The following is a 16957-nucleotide window of genomic DNA, read 5'->3' as shown; positions in this document are numbered from 1 at the left end:
TTGGCGCATCTTCAAGAGAGAGCCAGTGCGATGGAAAAGGCAAAACCGGAGGGAAAGATCAGGAATGGCGACGGCCCGGTCGGCGGGCGAAACACGTGCGTGCCGAGCGCACGCGGCAGGGCGGCGCGGATGCGCACGCCGGCGGGAGGCGCGCGATGAAACTCTATGAAAAACTCGCGGACGACATCGAGCGCCTGATCCGCCAGGGCGTGTACCGGCACGGCGACCGGATTCCGTCGGTGCGGCAGGCAAGCCAGCAGCACCGGATCAGCATCACGACCGTGCTGCATGCATATCTGCTGCTCGAAAGCCGCGGGCTGCTCGAAAGCCGGCCGCAGTCGGGCTATTTCGTGAACCTGCGGCGCGACGACGGCCATGCACCGGTGCGCGAGCTGCGGCCGTCGAAGCCGATCGCGATCTCGTCGTCGGTCGACGTGAGCCGGCTCGTGCTGTCGACGCTGCGCTCGATCGGTACCGACGACGCGGTGCCGCTCGGCTCGCCGTACCCGGACCCGAGCCTGTTTCCGTTCGAGAAGCTGAACCGCTATGCGTATGCGGCCGGCCGCGACAAGTCGCTGTGGGGCGTGACGGACGGGCTGCCGCCCGGCCATCCGCGGTTGATCCGGCAAATCGCACGCCGCTACCTGGAAAACGGGATGTCGGTGGACCCGAACGAGATCATCGTGACGGTCGGCGCGACGGAGGCGATCAACCTGTGCCTGCAGGCGGTCGCCAAGCCGGGCGACACGATCGCGGTGGAGTCGCCGACGTTCTACGCGATGCTGCACGCGATCGAGCGGATGGGGATGAAGGCGATCGAGGTGGCGACGCATCCGGAATACGGGATCGACATCGCGGCGCTGGCCGCGATCGCGAAGTCGCAGCCGATCGCCGCATGCATGGTGATGCCGAACTTCCAGAACCCGCTCGGCTTCCAGATGCCCGACGCGCGCAAGCGCGAGCTGGTCGAGTTCGCCACGAAGGCCGGGATGCCGCTGATCGAGAACGGCGTCTATAACGAACTGTATTTCGGCGATGCGCATCCGAGTTCGCTGAAGTCCTATGACCGCAGCGGGATCGTGCTGCACTGCTCGTCGTTTTCGAAGAGCCTGACGGCCGCGTACCGGATCGGCTGGGCGCTGCCGGGCCGCTATCGGGACCAGGTCGAGAAGCTGAAATTCCTGAACACGCTCGCGACGCCGTCGTTGCCGCAGCTCGCGATCGCGGAATTTCTCGAGCGCGACGGCTACGAGCATCACCTGCGGCGTCTGCGCAAGGCGTATGCACAGCAGGCGAACCTGATGCGTGCGATGGTGTCGCGGTTCTTCCCGGAAGGCACGCGCATCTCGAGCCCGGCGGGCGGGTACGTGCTGTGGGTCGAACTGCCCGCGCAGGTCGATGCGATGCGGCTGTACCAGCTCGCGCTGGAGCAGGGGATCACGATCGGGCCCGGCTACATGTTCTCGATCACGGACAGCTACCGGAACTTCATCCGGCTGAACTACAGCAGCCCGTGGTCGCCGGAGATCGAGCAGGCGGTGATCGCGGTCGGGAAGCTGGCCGCGGCGTGCATGCGGTGAGCGGGCGCGGGCGGTGTCTTGCGTATCGGCGACGAAGCCGGCCTTGTGCCGGCTTTGTCGTCTTTGTCGTTTCGACGGCATGCGGCGGTTGACGCGCCGAAGACGTCTCTGGCGGCGTCCATCCTCCTCACCGCTCGTCGTCGCGGGTCGGGCGCTCGAAATCGAGCGCCGCCATGACGTGCCTGAACGATGTCAGCCGCCCGTCACCGGTGGGAAAAACGCCACCTCGCTGTCCTCCCGCACGACGAATTCCCCCGTCACCATCTCGAGATTGACGGCCGCGCGCACGGGCCGGTCCGTCCGCAGCGCTTCCGCGCTGCGCGCGTCGCGTGCGGCCAGCGTGTGGCGCAGCGCGTCCACGGTGAGTTCGCGCGCCTCGATCTCGACGATTTCCTCGTCGAGCTCGAGTTGTTCGCGGATGCTTGCAAAGTATTTGATCGTCAGTTTCATCGCGATGTCTTGAAAAGGAATCACGCGGCGGAATCGGAACACGCGCAGCGCATGCGCTCAGCCCCAGCGGCGCATCGCCTGGTCGTCGTGCGCCTTCGCCTCGACCCAGCCGGAAACGCCGTCGTGGCGGATCTCCTTCTTCCAGAACGGGGCATGGGTCTTCAGGAAGTCCATCAGGAATTCGCACGCATCGAACGCGGACCCGCGATGCGCGGCGGCCACCACGACCAGCACGACCGCGTGGCCGAGCGGAATGCGCCCGACGCGATGCACGATCTTGATCGCTTCGAGCTGCCAGCGCGCGCTGGCTTCCTCGACGATGCTCCACAGTGCCTGCTCGGTCATCGTCGGATAGTGCTCGACCTCCAGCGCGATCACGTCATCGACGTCGCCTTCGTTACGCACGACGCCGAGGAAATTCACGACCGCACCGACATTCGGATTGCGAACGATCGGCGCAAGCTCGGCGCCTGCGTCGATCGACGCGTACTGCACGCGCACTTCGAAGCCGGCGGCAATCGACGGCGGCGGCTCGGCGTGCGGGTCGGTCGTGTCGGCGGGAAGGGGGCTGCCGGCGTGCAACGGATCGTCCGGTAGCCCGGATCGGGATTCGGTGAAAGTCGTCATGACGATTCTCCTGTAGGCGGTGCGTCCTGTGTCGCGCGGCAGCCTCTCAGCCGCCGACCAGCGACATGCGCACGGTCGGATAGGTCTTGCCCGGCGCGCGGGCAGGCCGTGCGGCCCGGCGCTCGGAATAGCGGTCGTCGCGGTGCGTCCAGCGATCGCGCACGGCGGCGGCGAGGCTGGCGGTCGACGCTGCGTCGTCGAGCCACGGCCGCAGGTCGGTGCCTTGCGTCGCGAACAGGCACGTGTAGAGCTGCCCGTCGGCCGACACGCGGGCGCGCGAACAGGTGCCGCAGAACGGATGCGACACGCTCGCGATGAAGCCGACCTCGCCCGCGCCGTCGATGTGCGCGCAACGGATCGCGGTCGCGTCGTGCGCAGGCTCGCCGACGAGCACGAGCGGATAGTGTTCGTCGATCAGCTCGCGCATCCGCGCGGCCGGCACGACCTTGTCGCCGGACCAGAAGCTCGCGCCGCCGACGTCCATGTATTCGATGAAGCGCACGGCCACGCCTGTATGACGGAAGTGGCGCACGAGCGGCAGGATCTGGTCGTCGTTCGCGCCGCGCTCGATCACCGCGTTGACCTTGACCGGCGCGAGCCCGGCCGCCTGCGCGGCCTCGATGCCGGCCAGCACGCGCGACACGGGCACGTCGGTGTCGCTCATCCGGCGGAACACCGCGTCGTCGAGTGCATCGAGGCTGACCGTCACGCGCGACAGGCCCGCGTCGCGCAGCGAACGCGCCTTCGCGGCCAGCAGCGAGCCGTTGGTCGTCAGCGCGATCTCGACGGGCTTGCCGTCGACCGTCGTCAGCGCGGCGAGGCGTTCGATCAGCGCTTCGAGGTTGCGGCGCAGCAGCGGCTCGCCGCCCGTGATGCGGATTTTTTCGACGCCGAGCGACGTGAACGCGCGGGCGATCTTTTCCAGTTGCGCGAACGACAGCCGCTCGGACGACGGCATGAAGGCGTAGTCGGTGCCGAAGCTTTCGCGCGGCATGCAGTAGCCGCAGCGGAAATTGCACTGGTCGATCACGGACAGGCGCAGGTCGCGCAGCGGGCGGCCGAGCGTGTCGGACGTGCGGGGGAAAGCGCCGGGCGATGCGCCGCCGGAAGGTGCGGCAGCGGCCGGCGCGGCGGAAACGATGGCATTCACGATCGGTTCGTCGGCCTGCAAGAAGTAAGCGGTGGGGCGTCGCCGGTCGGCCGTGCGCGTGCCGATGTGGCGGCGCACGGGGCGTGACGAGCCTCTTCGTGAGGATAGTCCGCCGGGTTTTTCCGGCAGGGACACAATCGCGCCCGAATTGCAGGAATACAGTTCGCCGCGCGGCCGGTGCGGCCTGCGCGGCGCATGGCGCGGATCGGGCGGGTGTCCGGCGTCGTGCTCATGCGAGCCAGTGCGCGAATTCGTAATACGGGACCGCGTCGCCGCACGCGATGCGCTGCCCGGCCGGCAGCCGGGCAAGCCCGCTCGCCTGCACGAGCGACTGCAACGTGCCGGCGCCTTGCTGGCGCGCCGTATCGAGTGCGGGCAGGCCGTCGAGGCCGACGGTGCAGTGCACGCGCACGAAGCGCTCGCGCTGCGCATCCGGTTCGAAGTCGACGTCGATCGGCAGCGACGGCACGCTCGGCACGCGTACGTCGCGCCCCTGCAGGCGGCGGATCAGCGGCGCGACGAACAGCGCGAACGCGGTCATCGCGGCGCCGGGGTTGCCGGGCAGCAGCACCACCGGCCGCGTATCGAGCCGTGCGAGTGCAACCGGCTTGCCCGGCTTCATGCGCACGCCGGCGACGATGAGCGATGCGCCGAGCGCGTCCAGCGCGGGGCGCAGCAGGTCCTTGTCGCCGACCGATGCGCCGCCGACGCAGATCACCAGGTCGCAGCCCGCGTGCAGATCGCGCAGCGCGCGATCGACCGCGGGCGCGGTGTCGGCCGCATGCAGGCTCATCGCGACCTCGGCGCCGGTTCCAGACACCAGCGCGGCGAGCATCGGCGCATTGCTGTTGTAAATCTGTTGCGGTGCGCGCGGCTGGCCGCACGCGACGAGTTCGTCGCCGGTCGTCAGGATGCCCACGCGCAGCGCCGGGCGCACGTCGACGCGCGCGAACCCTTGCGCGGCGGCCACGGCGACATGCATCGCCCCCATGCGCACGCCGGCCGGCACGAGCAGGTCGCCGGCGCGCACTTCCTCGCCTTGGCGGCGGATGTGCGAGCCGCTGCGCTGCGGCGCGTCGAACGCGACCCAGCCGTCCTGCTCGCGCGCATGCTCCTGCATCACGACGGTGTCCGCGCCGGGCGGGATCACGCTGCCGGTGAAGATGCGTGCCGCCGTGCGCGAGGCCAGCGGTGCCGGCGTGTCGCCTGCGTAGCAGCGCTGCGCGACGTGCAGCGGTTCGCCCGGTGCGAGATCCGCGTGACGCACGGCGTAGCCGTCCATTGCGCTCTGGTCGGCCGGCGGCTGGTCGAGCACGGCGACGAGCGGTGCGGCCAGCACGTGGCCGGCGGCTTCCGCGACCGGGATGGACGTGGTGGCCCCAAGCGGCGCGAACGCGCTTGCGAAATGCTGCTGCGCGGTATCGAAATCGGTCAGTGGTTTCATCAGGAGAGCGCCGGTTGGGCTTGCGCAAGCGCCGGTTGGTCGGGGTGATCGGGGTGAGCGGCGTCCGGCGACACGTACTCGACGAAGCCGTCGTTGCGGCAAAAGCCGAGCAGCCGCACGCCGGCTTCGCGGGCGACGTCGATCGCGAGCGACGTCGGCGCCGAGATCGTCGCGATCATCGGGATGCCGACCCGCGCGGCCTTGCGCACCAGTTCGTAGCTTGCGCGGCTCGACAGGAACACGAAGCCTTCGTGCAGGTTCGCGCGGCGCCGCGCGAGCCGGCCGATCAGCTTGTCGAGCGCGTTGTGGCGGCCGACGTCCTCGAACACGTCGAGCACGGCGCCGTCGCGGCTGCACCATGCGGCCGCATGGATGCCGCCCGTCTCGCGCATCAGCGTCTGATGGGCCGGCAACGCGCGTGCGGCGCGTGCGATCGCGTCGGCACCGATACCGGCGGCCGTGCCGGCGGCGGCGATGCGCGGCGGGTGCAGGTCGAGCTGCGCGATGCTTTCGATCCCGCATACGCCGCAGCCCGTGCGGCCGGCCAGCGCGCGCCGGTGTGCCTTCAGCGCCATGAATGCCTGCTGCGACACGGTAAGCCGCACTTCGGCGCTGCCGGGCCGGCATTCGCTTTCGATGTCGAAGACGTCCGACGCGCGCTCGACGATGCCTTCGCTGAGCGCGAAGCCGAGGCCGAACACGTCGAGGTCGATCGGGGTGGCCATCATGACCGTGTGCGCAATACCGTTGAACACGAGTGCAACCGGCGTTTCGTCGACGACGCGGTCGACGGTGTCGCGGGCGTCGCCGGCCCGGTGGCGTGTCACATGACACGCGGTGCTGCCGGTCGGATCGTCGCGGCGGATGCAGGACTCCATGCGGTTTTCTCCAGGCGGATCGGCCGGCGGGCCGGCCGGGTCGGGCGGGTACGCCTGACCAGGGGGATTCGATGCTGCCGGGCGGGCGCGGCCGAGGGGGCGCGCCGCAGCCTCGGGCAGGCGTTTCATGGGATGTTAAGGGGGATGGCAGGCGCACCGGATACACAGCGCCGCCACGCGGAAAGCAGTACAGATGACCCTCCCGCAGGCACGAAATGGGGTTTCCGTACACACATCTTCGGCAACGGATGCAGCACAGTTTCAGCGCACGTTCGAGCGATTGCGAGTATCGTTGCAAACGCGATATCGTCATTCACGCTTCGACGCCATGCGAGTGACCGTTTGTGTTCGCATGTGTTGTCGCCAAGCCGTCGCGCGATTTCCTGCTTCGGGCGTACGTCCTCACAACCACGAGCTAATTACGGTCATGGAAATCTTCGATGCGTTCCATCTCGCACGATTGCAATTCGCGTTCACGGTGTCGTTCCACATCGTGTTTCCCGCGATCAGCATCGGCATGGCGAGCTTTCTGGCGGTGCTGGAATGGCGCTACCTCGTCACCGGCGACGCCGCCTACAAATCCATGTTCCAGTTCTGGTCGAAGATCTTCGCGATCGGCTTCGGGATGGGCGTGGTCTCCGGCGTCGTGATGGCGTACGAGTTCGGCACCAACTGGGCCGGCTTCTCACGTGTCGCGGGCAACATCACGGGCCCGCTGCTCACGTATGAAGTGCTGACGGCGTTCTTCCTCGAAGCCGGCTTCCTCGGCGTGATGCTGTTCGGCTGGCAGCGCGTCAGCCCGCGCGCGCACTTCTTCGCGACGCTGATGGTCGCGGTCGGCACGCTGATCTCGACCTTCTGGATCCTCGCGTCGAACAGCTTCATGCAGACGCCGCAGGGCTACAAGATCGAGAACGGCCTCGTCGTGCCGGTCGACTGGTTCAAGGTCGTCTTCAACCCGTCGTTCCCGTACCGTCTCGTGCACATGACGATCGCGGCGTTCATCGTCGCGGGCTTCATCGTCGCCGCGTGCGGCGCATGGCACCTGCTCAAGGGGCGCCGCGACGAGCCGGTGAAGCGCAGCTTCTCGATGGCGCTGTGGATGCTGCTGTTGCTCGCGCCGATCCAGATCGTGGTGGGCGACGCGCACGGGCTCAACACGCGCGAATACCAGCCGGCGAAGATCGCAGCGATCGAGGGGCTGTGGGAAACCGAGAAGGGCGGCACCGCGCTGAACCTCGTCGGCCTGCCCGACATGCAGGCGGAAACCACGCGCTATGCGATCCAGGTGCCGCACCTCGGCAGCCTGATCCTCACGCACAGCTGGGACGGCGAGATTCGCGGGCTGAAGGAATTCCCGCCGCAGGACCGCCCGTATTCGCCGATCATCTTCTGGACGTTCCGGATCATGGCGGGCCTCGGGATGCTGATGCTGCTCACCGCGCTGCTCGGGCTGCTGCTGAGAAAAGGCGGGCGCCTCTATGAAACGCGCTGGTTCCAGTGGTTCGTGGTGGCGATGGGGCCGTCGGGCATCGTCGCGCTGCTGGCCGGCTGGATCACGACCGAGGTCGGGCGGCAGCCGTGGACCGTCTATGGCGTGCTGCGCACCATCGATTCCGTTGCGCCGCTCAGCGCGCAGCAGGTCGGCGTGTCGCTGCTGATCTTCGTGGTCGTGTATTTCCTGGTGTTCGGAACGGGTATCTATTACATGATGAAACTGATGAAGCGCGGGCCGGCTGCCCAGGCCGGCTATATCGAGCTGCACCGGCATCCGGGGCTGCGCAAGAGCGCGCTGTCCACGCCGCTGAACGTCACCGAAGCGGAGTAAGCCATGCAAATCGATCTTCCTGTCGTGTGGGCCGCGATCATCGGCCTCGGTGTATTCATCTACGTGATGCTGGACGGCTTCGATCTCGGCATCGGCCTGCTGTTTCCGTTCTTCGATGCGAAGGCCGAGCGCCAGGTGATGCTCGACACCGTCGCGCCGGTGTGGGACGGCAACGAGACGTTCCTGGTGCTCGGCGGCGCCGGGCTCTACGGCGCGTTCCCGGTCGTGTATTCGACGCTGCTGCCGGCGAACTACCTGCCGCTGGTGCTGATGCTGGTCGGGCTGATCTTCCGCGGCGCGGCGTTCGAGCTGCGCGCGAAGGCCACCCGCACGCAACACATGTGGGATCTCGCGTTCATCGGCGGCTCGGCGCTCGCCGCGTTCTGCCAGGGGATCGTGCTCGGTTCGCTGCTGCAGGGCATCAAGATCGTGAACAACCAGTTCGCGGGCGGGCCGTTCGACTGGCTGTCGCCGTTCAGCCTGCTGTGCGGGATCGGTGTGCTCGTCACGTATGCGACGCTCGGTTGCGGCTGGCTGATCCTGAAGGTCGACGGCGAACTGCAGCGCAAGATGCGGCTCCTGATGAAGCCGCTCGCGGGCGTGCTGCTCGCCGTGATGGGCGTGGTGAGCCTGTGGACCGTGGTCGGGCTGCCGGCCGTCGCGCACCGCTGGTTCGGCAGCGGCAACCTCGTCTGGTTCCTGCCGGTGCCGGTCCTCGTCGTCGCGTGCGTGTGGGGCATCTTCCATACGGTGAAGCGCGAGCACGAGGCCACGCCGTTCCTGCTGACGCTCGCGCTCGTGTTCCTCGGCTACACGGGGCTCGTGATCAGCATCTGGCCGAACATCGTGCCGCCGTCGCTGACGATCTGGGACGCCTCGTCGAGCCCTTCGAGCCAGAAGTTCGCGCTCGTCGGCACCGTGATCGTGCTGCCGATCATCCTCGTGTACAACGCGATGCAGTACCGTGTGTTCCGCGGCAAGGTGCGCGAGGGCGATATCGGCTATCACTGAGCGGCTCTCACCGAGCGCCGCACGATGTGACGGGCGCAGCGGGTGCAGCAGGCGCGGGCGTATCATCGCGCGCAGCGCGGCGCCCGGCCCGGCATTCGCCCGACAGCGGCCCGCCACGCGCGGGCCGTTGTGCATCGGGCGCCGGCGTGCCGTTTCGCGCATTCCCCTGCAGTCGAGAAAACACCATGATCGTCCGACCACGACAAAACTGGCTCAGGATGCTGTTCGTCTGGAACGGCTCCGTGCTGCAATCGATCATTCCGCAGCTCGTGTTCATGGGGATCGTCAGCACGCTGGCGGTCTTCACGAACGGGCGCATCTTCGGCGAGAAGATCCCGCTCAACACCGCGCCGTTCACGTTGTTCGGGCTCGCGCTCGCGATCTTCCTCGCGTTTCGCAACAACGCGAGCTTCGAGCGTTTCAAGGAGGCGCGCCATCTGTGGGGCAACCTGCTGATCGCGGCGCGCGCGGTCACGTCGCAACTGAATCGCTACCTGCCCGACAGCGTGAGCGACGCCGAGCGCAACCGGCTGGCCGACCTGCTGATCGCGTTCACCTATGCGCTGAAGCATCAGCTTCGTCATACCGATCCGACCGAAGACCTGCGGCGCATTCTCGGTGCGGAACGCATGGCCCCGCTCGGCGGCAAATGCTACAAGCCGGTCGCGATCCTCGACGAGCTGCGCGGCGGCATCGTCCGCGTGCTGGGCCGCGCGCCCGGCAGCGACGCGACCTGCTGGATGTTCGAGACGCAGCTCGACGAGCTCGGCAAATCGGTCGGCGGTTGCGAACGCATCCTGTCGACGCCGATCCCGTTCTCGTACAGCGTGCTGCTGCATCGCACCGTGTATGCCTATTGCGTGCTGCTGCCGTTCGGCCTCGTCGATTCGACGGAGTTCTTCACGCCGCTGATCTGCGTGTTCATCTCGTACACGCTGATCGCGCTCGAAGCGATCGCGAACGAGGTGGCCGAGCCGTTCGGCCTCGCGCCGAACGCGCTGGCGCTCGATGCGATGGCGCGCACGATCGAGCGGTCCGTGCTGGAGCTCGGCGATCGGCCGATGCCGGAGGAGTTCGTGCCGGCGTCGACGTATCAGATTACGTAGGGCGTCGGGCCGGGGTAGTGTAGTCGCCGGCAAGGTTGATCGGTCGGATCGGGAAGGGTTGTGTAGACTCGTGCTCGTTCAATGGAGCCAACCCCATGCAACTTCTCGATCACGTGTCGATCGGTGTCCCGGATATCGACCAGGCACGCCCCTTCTACGATGCCGTCATGGCCGCGCTGGGCGCAGCCAAGGTCTACGACCGGCCCACTGCGCTCGGTTATGGCGAACGCTGCAACGCGAACGACCCTGCATCGACCTTTCTGGCGGTATATCTGGATCCTGCCGAAATCGGGACGAGCAAGCGGCACTGGTGTTTCAAGGCTGCTACGCGCGAGCAGGTGCAAGCGTTTTTCGAAGCCGGCCTGTCTACGGGCGGCCAGTCCGACGGCGACCCCGGGTTGCGGCCGCACTACCACGGCGACTACTACGCGGCTTTTCTGGTCGATCCGGCCGGCAACCGGGTCGAGGCCGTGTGTCATGCGGCGGGGGCGGAGCGCGAGGGGGCGTGACGGTGGTGATGCCCCGCGGTCGTCAGTTTTCGATCGCTTCGGAGTCCCACGTCCCGAGCGATATCGCTTTGCTCAGCATGCCGACGGTCAATGCATGTCGCCGGAACGTATGAGGCTTTCCGAGCAGGTATTTTCGCAACGCGTGATAGAGCAGCCCCTCGCCCTCCATCAGGAAGTAACGCCCAAAATCGTAGTCTCCGCGATCGACGTCGAATCGGTCGAAAAAGCGTTCCATGAAGATGTCGGCGTCGTCTCCGGTCTGCCCCAGGTCGTCCGAGAGGGAGGTTTGCTCTGTAATACGGCGCTTGTCCGGGACAGCGGCTTCCTTGCGAACGAACGCTTCCAGCGCTTCCCAGTTGTGTCTGTCGCCCATTAGAAAATCCTGTCCTCTGGTTTCACAATCCGGTTGTACCGGTAAATGGTGCTCCGGACAATATGGAAGACATCCGTTCCAAGCATCACCCAGCCGACACCCGGTAGGGTTCGTCCGACAAACACAGCCAGCCGATGCGTCAGAATTATCCGCAATCTCTTGATGCTGTTCAGCGTGACGGTCGGCAATACCTTGCGCTTGAATTCATACCGAAACAGCGACCTCGACATGACTGATGCGACCGACGTGCCTCGGGTCGTGCCGGATGGTTTGGCTCGGGTTGGAAGAATAGGAAGACCGGACAGTATCAGAACAACCGCTTCGACATCGTCGATGCCGATCTGCTTGCAGATTTCGTCTGCGGCAATCAGGAAGAACAACTCGATCGGAGTCAGGTCAGGCTCGTTTTGATAGCTATAGGTATTCACGCGGTGCCCGCCGGGATGCAGGCGAGGCAGGCCGCACGCGTTGTACGTCCCGTTCGCCGTCGTGGTTGATGGCGGGCTACGTTAGCGAAGTGCTCTTTGCGGGGCAATGTCGGGGTAGGCCGGCGGCTGCGGTGGCGTTGACGAGCGATTCACGCGAAAACCACACGACCGCCGTTTCCGGTCGCGTGGTGGCGGAAGAGCGGCACGGGACCACCGCGCAGCCGATGTTTATCTTCGATGTGATGCCAGGGACGAAAGGCTTTCGAATTGTTGCCGGGTACGTCCCATATCAACGTCCGGTCCAGCGTGCAGTGCGTGATAGGTGCAATGCACGCCGCGAAGGTCACTCAATCGAAATACGTCAACCCCATCGCCCCCTTCACCTCCGCGAGCGTCGCGCCGGCCACGTCCCGTGCGTGCAGCGTGCCGCGCTTCAGGATCGCCATCACTTCGGCCTTGTCGGCCTCGAATTCGCGGCGGCGCGCGCGGATCGGTTCGATCAGCGCCTGCAGCCGCTCGTTCAGCACGCGCTTGACGACGCTGTCGCCGAGCCCGCCGCGACGGTAGTGCGCTTTCAGCTCGTCGACCTTCGCGACGTCGGGCTCGAATGCATCGAGGAACGTGAACACGACGTTGCCCTCGACCTGGCCGGGATCGCTCACGCGCAGGTGGTTCGGATCCGTGTACATGTCCTTCACGGCCTGCGTGATCTCGTCCGGCGTCGAGCCGAGCGTGATCGCGTTGCCGAGCGACTTGCTCATCTTCGCCTTGCCGTCGATGCCCGGCAGCCGCGTGACCGCCGACAGCACGGCCTCGCATTCGACCAGCACCGGCTTGTCGACCGTCGCGTTGAAGCGGCGCACCAGTTCGTTGGTCTGCTCGATCATCGGCAACTGGTCGTCGCCGACGGGCACGTGCGTCGCCTTGAATGCGGTGATGTCGGCCGCCTGGCTCACCGGGTAGGTCAGGAAACCAGCCGGGATGTCGCGCTCGAAACCGCGCAGGCGGATCTCCTCCTTGATGGTCGGATTGCGTTCGAGGCGCGCGACGGTGACGAGGTTCAGCAGGTATTGCGACAGCTCGGCGAGCTCGGGCACCTGCGACTGCACGACGATCGTCGAGATCGCCGGATCGATGCCGACTGCGAGATAGTCGAGCGCGACCTCGATCACGTTCTCGGTGACGCGCTGGCGGCGGCCCATGTTGTCGGTCAGCGCCTGCGTGTCGGCGAGCAGCAGGAATTGCTTCGCTTCGTGCTGCATTTGCACGCGGGCGCGCAGCGAGCCGATGTAGTGGCCGAGATGCAGCGGGCCGGTCGTGCGGTCGCCGGTGAGGATGGTCGGTCGGGTCGGGTGGGTCATGTTGGTCGTTGCTCCGGGTTATCGAAGTCGCCAGCCATGAGGTCTGCGCAGAAACGCAAATGCCGCCATGGCTGGCGGCATCACGTTTGGGACATGCAAAAGGAAACGGGCCGCCTGGGTCAGGCGCGCCACCAGCAATGCACGTTCGGCGAGGCGGGTCGGGTTTCCATCGCGCAAGTATAGCGCAGCGCGGGGATGGACGTGCCGCGTCAGCGTATGACCGACTCCATCGCGAGGTACGCGGTTTCGGCCGACGGCCACAGCAGGTACAGCAGGCCGGCCATCAGCAGCAGCGCGCCGGCGCGCGCGAGCGGCATGCGGTCTTTGTCGTGCGGAGGACGGGGGGACTGCTTCGGTTTCTTCATGATTGCAGGCGCGGGGGGCGCCACTCCAACGGTTGCTGCAACGGGTCGCGTGGGCGACGCCGGGGTGTTGCGGGGTTCAACGGGGACTGAGGTGCGGTTGGGGCACCGTGTCGCCTGGATGGGACGGTATGGATGGCCGGTCGCGGCGCATTAAAAGGGATCGATCGGATAGCCGGTGTCCGCTTCCCATGCCGAGGCGACCGGCATCCTACCAGTTTGGCGATGCATGCACAGTCAAGAATTGTCGGGGAGGGGGGCGGCGCGGAGGCGGCGCCGCCGAATCGCAGTGGCGCCGCTCCGGATATCGTCGTCGAAACGTTGAACCGGACATCGTCCTGACCGCTGCGCACGATTGCCCGTTCAAGCTCGGGGTCGACACAACGCGCGACGGTCACTGTCGGCGCTGCGATCCGGGAGCCGGTTTCAATGGAGTTCGCCGAGACCGCAGCGGCCCGGCTGCAGGGGCCGGTGCGATCCCGACAACATCATGCGTGCGCGGCGACCGATTTCACGGACGCGTCTCACGGTTCGTCCATGCAGCGGTCCTGCCGAACTTTCCGGCGAGGCCGTCGCACGTCCATTTCCGGGAGAACACCATGCGAGATTCATTGCAGCCTGCCGACCAGGGCGCCTCGGCGCCGCGTCCGTCCGACCCCCTTCCTCACGTACCGGCGCCGCGGGCGGACATCGAGGAGAGCTAAGCCATGAGCAACGAAGCACTCGACCCGCTGCTGCGGCAGTTCGCGGAGAAGCGATTGGGGCGGCCCCTCGAGCCGACCGAAGAGCAGGCGCTGCTGGAGCAACTGCCGGGCAGGCACGGGAACCCGCCGGCGCCGGCCGCCGGCACGGCCGCGCAGGTGCCCGCCGCGAACCGGCCGTTGCCGCAGTTGAAAACCCGGCAGGAGGCGCGCGAACAGATCAAGCATTTTCTGCAGCTCAACCAGCAGAAGGCGTACGAGAAGATGCGCGGCATCCTGCAGACGATCGACGCGCAGAACGAGACAACCCTCGGCATGCTGGCGTCGGAACAGCGAAAAGTGTCGGGCGTACTCGACGCGCACGAGGCGCCGGACGATGCGCAGGCATCCGGCGCGGCCGAGATCCAGGACAGCACCCGCGAGGCGCTGGCGATGATCGGCGAACAGCTGACGGGCCTGATCCGGCAGGAGATCGACGCATGCTTCCGGCAATACGTCGATTCGCTCGCCGAACGGCTCGTCGCAAGGCTCGACGCGATGGACGACCGGTTGCGAAGCATCGGCGCCGGTCCGGCCGAACCGTCCGAACCGACCACTGTCGCCGCTGCTGCTGTTCACGATACTCCCGGCCCAGCGTCCATGGATTAGCACGCGGGTCGTTCGGCCGAACGCTAAACCGGCCGGCCCCGATGTGCGACTTCTCAACTACGTGAACCAAGGAGCAACAAATGACTGATACGTGTCAAGTGTGCCAGGTCAATCCCGCGATTACCGATGCGGTCACACAGGTCAATGTCAAGGTGGTCGCGGAAGCGCCGGCAATGGCGATGGGCTCGCTGTACCAGGCCCAGAGCCATTCGCTCAGCATCCTGTTCGAGAACGCGGTGCAGCAGCAGTCGCAGGCCGCGATCCAGTCGCAGACGTCGACGAACGTGGGGACGATGCAGCTCTACACGATCGGGCCGGAGAGCGCAGGCGCGGCCGCCACGGAAATCGGGGCGAACGGGATCATCTCGATTCTGGCCGACGTGATCGCGATCGGGAAGGCAGTCAAGGCCTGACGCGCCATCGCAACGCCGTGGTCGAGCGGCGGCGCAAGCGGCACGCGCCGCTAATGCCGCCCGCCGTGCCACGGATCCGCAGCATGGCCGCCGGCGCCTGAACAGCGGTGCCGTGCGGTGATCCGGAGCAACCGACAGAACGGGCCGAGCCGATTCGATGCGGCGCCTGTTCGCGAACCAGGAGAAATACGATGGCAAACGACGCAAATGACTCGAAAGACCCCTGCAACTGCAAGACGTGCGCGGTCAACGCCGCGATCACCGACGCGGTTACGCAGACCAACGTCAAGGTGGTCGGCGAAGCGCCCGCGATGGCAACCGGCTCGCTGTACCAGGCCCAGAGCCATTCGCTCAGCGTGCTGTTCGAGAACGCGGTGCAGCAGCAGTCGCAGGCCGCAGTGCAGCTGCCGACCTCGACGAACGTGGGCACGATGCAGCTGTACACGCTCGGGCCGGCGAGCGCCGGCGCGGCCGCGACGGAAATCGGCTCGAACGGCGTGATTTCCGTGCTGGCCGACGTGCTCGCGCTCGGCAGGGCGCTTGCCTGACGCGTAACCTGGCGTCGACGCCGGGCGGTCGCCGCGATCGGTGGCTGCCGCCCGGCGCCCGACGTCGTGTCGACGCCCGCGACGTCGGGCCCCAGGCGGCGCATCGACGGCGCCGTGCGGTGCGCGTCGCCGGCCGACCCACTCATGCTTTCGCCGTGACAGCGCCGCAGCGGCGCGCCAACCAGGAGCAACGACATGCCGGAACAGGTTTCCCCCGCGATGACCGACGCGGTCACGCAAGCCAACGTCAAGGTGGTGGGCGAAGCGCCCGCCGTGGCCTTGGGCACGCTCATGCAGTCGAACAGCCATGCTTCCGCGATCCTGCTGCACAACGCGGTGCAGATGCAGGCGAACCAGGCGATGTCCAACCTTGCCGCCACGACCGTCGGCGTCATGCAGCTCTATGCCGGCTCGCCGGCGGCGGCGGCCGGCGCGGCGCGGTCGGCGAACGACAGCTTTGCGTCGCAGCTGGCCGCCGTCGCGCAGCTGATGAACGCCATCGGCCACTGGCGCGGCTGACCCGCGCCACGCGCGGCCCGAACCGGCGCACGCAGCCTCCCCGCACTGAGGCGCCGCACGACGCACGTGCGTGCGGGGCCCTCAATTGGCGTCGACGATGGTCCGGAGCTGATCCGGTTTCTCGATCGTCACACCATGCTCGTGTAGCCGGATCAGGCCGTCGCGCTGCATCTTCTGCAGGCTGCTGTTCAGTCGCGGCCGGCTGACGTTGAGCATCGCCGCGAGGATACTCTGGTTCTCCGGCAGCGGTACCTCGAGATCGTTCCCTTGCATGCGGTTCAGCAGATGGCGCGCGAGCCTTGCTTCGAGCCGGTACAGGCATGCCGATTCGACGAAGTCGCTCAGCTGGTGGATATGCCGGCACAGCTGCTCGTGGATGCGCCTCATGAATTCCGCGTCGGCCAGCAGCGGCGCGAAGTACTGGCGATGCAGCAGCGAAATGCGGCAGTCGGGGCTCAACTGGGCGGTGAAGCTGCGCCGGTGTGCGCGAATCAGCGTGTTTTCGCCGATGAGTTCGCCAGGCATCGAGTGGCCGAGAATGATCTCGCGTCCGCCGGGTTCGTGCAGTGTGTTGTAGACGCGGCCCCGGTGCACGAACGCGACGAAATCCCCAGGATCGCCCTTGAAGAACAACAGGCGATTGCCGTGTTCAGGCCAGAGGGTGACATGCCGCTCGATATGGGCGATCAGACTTTCCGGGAGATCGGTGAGTATCGGTATGTTGCGCAACGTTGGAGCGTTAGCAAGGGCAGGCATGTTTTCCGCGCGAGGTTGTTTGACGATGCGGCCACCTAGCGAAAAACGCTGCCTTCGGCATTGCGTGAAAAACGGATAACGAAAATATCGGGATAATCGGCAAGCAGTCCGGATATGGCGGTGCTTGGGCGGCAACGGCGCTTGGCCGATTGACATGGATAACCGTATGCCGGCGCACGAATGCATCGTGGCGGCAGTCGTTCTCTTTCATTGCCGTGCCGTTATTCAGGCCCGGCGACGCACCTGAAACGACGGATCGGAGCAT

At 66.6% G+C, this 16957-nt stretch carries 18 protein-coding genes; 9 read left to right on the top strand and 9 right to left on the bottom strand.

Annotation, left to right across the window (positions count from 1 at the left end):
• Positions 1-155 precede the first annotated feature (155 nt).
• Complete coding sequence (locus G3N64_RS02445; RefSeq protein WP_205782176.1) at positions 156-1580, top strand: PLP-dependent aminotransferase family protein; 1425 nt, start codon at positions 156-158, stop codon at positions 1578-1580.
• A 192-nt stretch (positions 1581-1772) separates the two neighbouring features.
• Here G3N64_RS02445 and moaD read toward each other — a convergent pair whose 3' ends face one another.
• The 5 genes from moaD to fdhD all read right to left on the bottom strand — a co-directional run bounded on the left by moaD (position 1773) and on the right by fdhD (position 6129).
• Positions 1773-2030, bottom strand: a complete 258-nt coding sequence (gene moaD, locus G3N64_RS02440) for a molybdopterin converting factor subunit 1 (RefSeq protein ID WP_205782175.1) — start codon at positions 2028-2030, stop codon at positions 1773-1775.
• A gap of 57 nt (positions 2031-2087) precedes the next feature.
• Complete coding sequence (locus G3N64_RS02435) at positions 2088-2657, bottom strand: molybdenum cofactor biosynthesis protein MoaE (RefSeq protein WP_205782174.1); 570 nt, start codon at positions 2655-2657, stop codon at positions 2088-2090.
• Between the two features lie 46 nt (positions 2658-2703).
• A complete protein-coding gene (gene moaA, locus G3N64_RS02430; RefSeq protein WP_205782173.1) occupies positions 2704-3828 on the bottom strand; it encodes a GTP 3',8-cyclase MoaA in 1125 nt (374 codons plus the stop codon).
• A 208-nt stretch (positions 3829-4036) separates the two neighbouring features.
• Entirely contained in the window at positions 4037-5251 is a 1215-nt protein-coding gene (gene glp, locus G3N64_RS02425) for a gephyrin-like molybdotransferase Glp (RefSeq protein WP_205782172.1), read from the bottom strand.
• Complete coding sequence (fdhD, locus tag G3N64_RS02420; protein ID WP_205782171.1) at positions 5251-6129, bottom strand: formate dehydrogenase accessory sulfurtransferase FdhD; 879 nt, start codon at positions 6127-6129, stop codon at positions 5251-5253. Before fdhD ends, glp begins: the two co-directional genes overlap by 1 nt.
• A 427-nt stretch (positions 6130-6556) precedes the next feature.
• Here fdhD and G3N64_RS02415 point away from each other — a divergent pair, with 427 nt between their 5' ends.
• From G3N64_RS02415 to G3N64_RS02400, 4 genes are all read left to right on the top strand, one after another.
• On the top strand, positions 6557-7957 hold the full coding sequence (locus G3N64_RS02415) for a cytochrome ubiquinol oxidase subunit I (RefSeq protein ID WP_205782170.1): 1401 nt from the start codon (positions 6557-6559) through the stop codon (positions 7955-7957).
• Positions 7958-7960: 3 nt separating this feature from the next.
• Positions 7961-8968, top strand: a complete 1008-nt coding sequence (cydB, locus tag G3N64_RS02410; RefSeq protein ID WP_205782169.1) for a cytochrome d ubiquinol oxidase subunit II — start codon at positions 7961-7963, stop codon at positions 8966-8968.
• A gap of 185 nt (positions 8969-9153) precedes the next feature.
• Positions 9154-10074, top strand: coding sequence for a bestrophin family ion channel (locus tag G3N64_RS02405; protein WP_205782168.1), 921 nt, complete (start codon positions 9154-9156; stop codon positions 10072-10074).
• Between the two features lie 95 nt (positions 10075-10169).
• Positions 10170-10583, top strand: coding sequence for a VOC family protein (locus G3N64_RS02400; RefSeq protein WP_205782167.1), 414 nt, complete (start codon positions 10170-10172; stop codon positions 10581-10583).
• 22 nt (positions 10584-10605) lie between these two features.
• Here G3N64_RS02400 and G3N64_RS02395 read toward each other — a convergent pair whose 3' ends face one another.
• The 3 genes from G3N64_RS02395 to trpS all read right to left on the bottom strand — a co-directional run bounded on the left by G3N64_RS02395 (position 10606) and on the right by trpS (position 12745).
• Positions 10606-10956, bottom strand: coding sequence for a DUF1493 family protein (locus tag G3N64_RS02395; RefSeq protein ID WP_205782166.1), 351 nt, complete (start codon positions 10954-10956; stop codon positions 10606-10608).
• Complete coding sequence (locus G3N64_RS02390; RefSeq protein ID WP_039342407.1) at positions 10956-11384, bottom strand: STM2901 family protein; 429 nt, start codon at positions 11382-11384, stop codon at positions 10956-10958. The genes G3N64_RS02395 and G3N64_RS02390 overlap by 1 nt, the downstream gene beginning before the upstream one ends.
• Positions 11385-11731: 347 nt before the next feature.
• Positions 11732-12745, bottom strand: a complete 1014-nt coding sequence (gene trpS / locus G3N64_RS02385; RefSeq protein ID WP_205782165.1) for a tryptophan--tRNA ligase — start codon at positions 12743-12745, stop codon at positions 11732-11734.
• Positions 12746-13814: 1069 nt separating this feature from the next.
• Between trpS and G3N64_RS02380 the strand changes: the two genes are divergently transcribed.
• The 4 genes from G3N64_RS02380 (at position 13815) to G3N64_RS02365 (ending at position 15936) form a co-directional block, all read left to right on the top strand.
• A complete protein-coding gene (locus tag G3N64_RS02380) occupies positions 13815-14456 on the top strand; it encodes a hypothetical protein (RefSeq protein ID WP_205782164.1) in 642 nt (213 codons plus the stop codon).
• Positions 14457-14536: 80 nt separating this feature from the next.
• Complete coding sequence (locus G3N64_RS02375; RefSeq protein WP_205782163.1) at positions 14537-14869, top strand: RebB family R body protein; 333 nt, start codon at positions 14537-14539, stop codon at positions 14867-14869.
• Between the two features lie 191 nt (positions 14870-15060).
• Positions 15061-15417, top strand: coding sequence for a RebB family R body protein (locus G3N64_RS02370; RefSeq protein ID WP_205782162.1), 357 nt, complete (start codon positions 15061-15063; stop codon positions 15415-15417).
• Positions 15418-15612: 195 nt separating this feature from the next.
• On the top strand, positions 15613-15936 hold the full coding sequence (locus tag G3N64_RS02365; protein WP_205782161.1) for a RebB family R body protein: 324 nt from the start codon (positions 15613-15615) through the stop codon (positions 15934-15936).
• Between the two features lie 81 nt (positions 15937-16017).
• On the opposite strand, the gene G3N64_RS02360 is transcribed toward G3N64_RS02365, so the two are convergent.
• Positions 16018-16692 carry a Crp/Fnr family transcriptional regulator gene (locus G3N64_RS02360; protein ID WP_205782160.1) on the bottom strand — a complete coding sequence of 225 codons (675 nt, stop codon included), beginning with the start codon at positions 16690-16692 and terminating at the stop codon, positions 16018-16020.
• Positions 16693-16957 lie beyond the last annotated feature (265 nt).

Origin of the sequence: Burkholderia sp. Ac-20344 (assembly GCF_017104975.1) — a bacterium.
Lineage (GTDB): Bacteria > Pseudomonadota > Gammaproteobacteria > Burkholderiales > Burkholderiaceae > Burkholderia.
This window is presented reverse-complemented; position numbering and strand designations above follow the sequence as displayed.

What these genes read in the sequence shown, in the direction of transcription:
- G3N64_RS02365 (WP_205782161.1), top strand. Translation starts at nt 15,613, where the DNA reads ATGCCGGAACAGGTTTCCCCCGCGATGACCGACGCGGTCACGCAAGCC.
- G3N64_RS02445 (WP_205782176.1), top strand. Translation starts at nt 156, where the DNA reads ATGAAACTCTATGAAAAACTCGCGGACGACATCGAGCGCCTGATCCGC.
- G3N64_RS02360 (WP_205782160.1), bottom strand. Translation starts at nt 16,692, where the DNA reads ATGCCTGCCCTTGCTAACGCTCCAACGTTGCGCAACATACCGATACTC.
- trpS (WP_205782165.1), bottom strand. Translation starts at nt 12,745, where the DNA reads ATGACCCACCCGACCCGACCGACCATCCTCACCGGCGACCGCACGACC.
- G3N64_RS02400 (WP_205782167.1), top strand. Translation starts at nt 10,170, where the DNA reads ATGCAACTTCTCGATCACGTGTCGATCGGTGTCCCGGATATCGACCAG.
- G3N64_RS02370 (WP_205782162.1), top strand. Translation starts at nt 15,061, where the DNA reads ATGGCAAACGACGCAAATGACTCGAAAGACCCCTGCAACTGCAAGACG.
- G3N64_RS02415 (WP_205782170.1), top strand. Translation starts at nt 6,557, where the DNA reads ATGGAAATCTTCGATGCGTTCCATCTCGCACGATTGCAATTCGCGTTC.
- moaD (WP_205782175.1), bottom strand. Translation starts at nt 2,030, where the DNA reads ATGAAACTGACGATCAAATACTTTGCAAGCATCCGCGAACAACTCGAG.
- glp (WP_205782172.1), bottom strand. Translation starts at nt 5,251, where the DNA reads ATGAAACCACTGACCGATTTCGATACCGCGCAGCAGCATTTCGCAAGC.
- G3N64_RS02435 (WP_205782174.1), bottom strand. Translation starts at nt 2,657, where the DNA reads ATGACGACTTTCACCGAATCCCGATCCGGGCTACCGGACGATCCGTTG.
- G3N64_RS02405 (WP_205782168.1), top strand. Translation starts at nt 9,154, where the DNA reads ATGATCGTCCGACCACGACAAAACTGGCTCAGGATGCTGTTCGTCTGG.
- cydB (WP_205782169.1), top strand. Translation starts at nt 7,961, where the DNA reads ATGCAAATCGATCTTCCTGTCGTGTGGGCCGCGATCATCGGCCTCGGT.
- G3N64_RS02380 (WP_205782164.1), top strand. Translation starts at nt 13,815, where the DNA reads ATGAGCAACGAAGCACTCGACCCGCTGCTGCGGCAGTTCGCGGAGAAG.
- G3N64_RS02375 (WP_205782163.1), top strand. Translation starts at nt 14,537, where the DNA reads ATGACTGATACGTGTCAAGTGTGCCAGGTCAATCCCGCGATTACCGAT.
- G3N64_RS02395 (WP_205782166.1), bottom strand. Translation starts at nt 10,956, where the DNA reads ATGGGCGACAGACACAACTGGGAAGCGCTGGAAGCGTTCGTTCGCAAG.
- fdhD (WP_205782171.1), bottom strand. Translation starts at nt 6,129, where the DNA reads ATGGAGTCCTGCATCCGCCGCGACGATCCGACCGGCAGCACCGCGTGT.